Source organism: Acinetobacter sp. neg1 (assembly GCF_000788125.1).
Classification (GTDB): domain Bacteria; phylum Pseudomonadota; class Gammaproteobacteria; order Pseudomonadales; family Moraxellaceae; genus Acinetobacter; species Acinetobacter vivianii.
In genome coordinates this window covers 1-681 of the sequence record NZ_JSZD01000023.1, presented here as the reverse complement: position 1 = coordinate 681, position 681 = coordinate 1, and the positions used below count along the sequence as shown (strand labels likewise).

Here is a 681-nt window from a genome sequence, read left to right as displayed (position 1 = left end):
GTTGATTCTGCGGCATTCAACACGTTGTCTGCAGTCACATCATCAATGGTTAAGGTTGCACCTGCTGGATTTGGTGGAGTGAGATCCACTGTTTCTGTACCTGGTACAGATGGGTTACCTGCAGGATCGGTGGCAATTGCCGTGATGGTATCACCATCCACCAAGCCACCTGGGTTTGGTACAGTCCATTCGCCTGTCACTGGATCAGTCACTACATCAACGGTTGTGCCATCCGGGAAGGTCACAGTCACCGTTGATCCTGGTTCTGCGGTACCCGTGATTGGATCGGTACCATTGACCGGATCAATCTCTGGCGCTGCTGGTGCAGTCACATCCACGTTATAAGTTTGGGTGTCGGTGACTGTGCTGCTGTTGCCTGCTACATCGGTGAAGGTTGCTGTCGCATCGATGGTCGCATCGGTATCTGCAAGTAAGTCACTACCTGCTACATCTGCGGTCCAGTTGCCTGTCGCTGCATCAACAGTTGCAGTGTACGTCACACCATTGATAAGGAGTGTCACCACCGTGGTTGCTGCATCTGCTGGGATACCGGTTAAGGTACCTGTCACGGTCACTGTGCCCGTTGATTCTGCGGCATTGAGTGTGTTGTCCGTGGTGACTGGTGCAACAGTCAGTGTCGTACCCGTAGTATCTGGTGCAGTGGTATCTACAACATAGTTG

The 681-nt window shown here is 52.4% G+C and carries 1 protein-coding gene; it reads right to left on the bottom strand.

The window, feature by feature from the left end; all coding sequences use genetic code 11:
• Positions 1 to 681 (bottom strand): Ig-like domain-containing protein (locus tag PJ15_RS18160; protein ID WP_047433183.1); only part of this gene is annotated, 681 nt, incomplete at both ends.